This window comes from Burkholderia sp. Bp8992 (genome assembly GCF_003853705.1).
Taxonomy (GTDB): Bacteria; Pseudomonadota; Gammaproteobacteria; order Burkholderiales; family Burkholderiaceae; genus Burkholderia.
Genome location: NZ_QTQI01000068.1, coordinates 1 through 1,376 on the forward strand (window position 1 = coordinate 1; position 1,376 = coordinate 1,376).

A 1,376-nucleotide genomic window follows, 5' to 3' on the forward strand; every position below is an offset into this window, starting at 1 on the left:
GGAAGCGGGCGTCGCGACCGAAGTGATCGCGGTGTCGGTGGGCGTGACGCAAGCGCAGGAAACGCTGCGCACGGCGCTGGCGATCGGCGCGGATCGCGCGATCCTCGTCGAGTCGAACGACAGCGTCGAGCCGCTGGCCGTCGCGAAGATCCTGAAGGCGCTGGTCGACAAGGAGCAGCCGCAACTGGTGATCCTCGGCAAGCAGGCGATCGACGACGATTCGAACCAGACGGGCCAGATGCTGGCTGCGCTGGCAGGTCTCCCGCAAGCGACGTTCGCGTCGAAGGTCACCATCGCCGATGGCAAGGCCACGGTTGCACGCGAAGTCGACGGCGGCGCGGAAACGCTGTCGCTGACGCTGCCGGCGGTCGTGACGACCGACCTGCGCCTGAACGAGCCGCGCTACGTGACGCTGCCGAACATCATGAAGGCGAAGAAGAAGCCGCTGGAAACCGTGAAGCCGGAAGACCTCGGTGTGGACGTCGCGCCGCGCCTGAAGACGCTGAAGGTGGTCGAGCCGCCGAAGCGCGCAGCCGGCGTGAAGGTGCCGGACGTGAAGACGCTGGTCGAGAAGTTGAAGACCGAAGCCAAGGTGCTGTAAGAGGGAGCACAAAGAAATGACGATTCTGGTGATTGCAGAACACGACAACGCGTCGATCAAGGCCGCGACGCTGAACACGGTGGCGGCGGCAGCGAAGATCGGCGGCGACATCCACGTGCTGGTCGCTGGCCACAACGCGCAGGCGGCGGCAGACGCTGCAGCGAAGATCGCAGGTGTGTCGAAGGTGCTGCTGGCCGACGCGCCGCAACTGGCCGAAGGCCTGGCGGAAAACGTCGAAGCGACCGCGCTGAACATCGCGAAGGACTACTCGCACATCCTCGCGCCGGCGACCGCCTACGGCAAGAACATCGCACCGCGTATCGCCGCGAAGCTGGACGTCGCGCAGATCTCGGACATCACGGCGGTCGATTCGGCCGACACGTTCGAGCGCCCGATCTACGCGGGCAACGCGATCGCGACGGTGCAGTCGAGCGACCCGATCAAGGTCATCACGGTGCGTGCGACGGGTTTCGATCCGGTCGCGGCGGAAGGCGGCAATGCATCGGTCGACAAGATCGACGCAGCGGCAGACGCCGGCAAGTCGCAGTTCGTGAGCCGTGAAGTAACGAAGCTGGACCGTCCGGAACTGACGAGCGCGAGCATCATCGTGTCGGGTGGCCGTGGCCTGGGCAGCGGCGAGAACTACACGAAGGTGCTGGCGCCGCTGGCCGACAAGCTGCAGGCGGCACTCGGCGCATCGCGCGCGGCAGTCGACGCCGGCTACGTGCCGAACGACTACCAGGTCGGCCAGACCGGCAAGATCGTCGCACCGCAG

The 1,376-nt window shown here is 66.4% G+C and carries 2 protein-coding genes; both read left to right on the top strand.

Translation table 11 applies throughout. The features are described from left to right. Nucleotides 1-601: electron transfer flavoprotein subunit beta/FixA family protein (locus DIE03_RS37975; protein ID WP_148092917.1), on the top strand; the 601-nt coding region annotated here is incomplete at its 5' end. A 16-nt stretch (nucleotides 602-617) separates the two neighbouring features. Further along, on the top strand, nucleotides 618-1,376 hold a 759-nt coding region (locus tag DIE03_RS37980), incomplete at its 3' end, for an electron transfer flavoprotein subunit alpha/FixB family protein (RefSeq protein WP_148092918.1).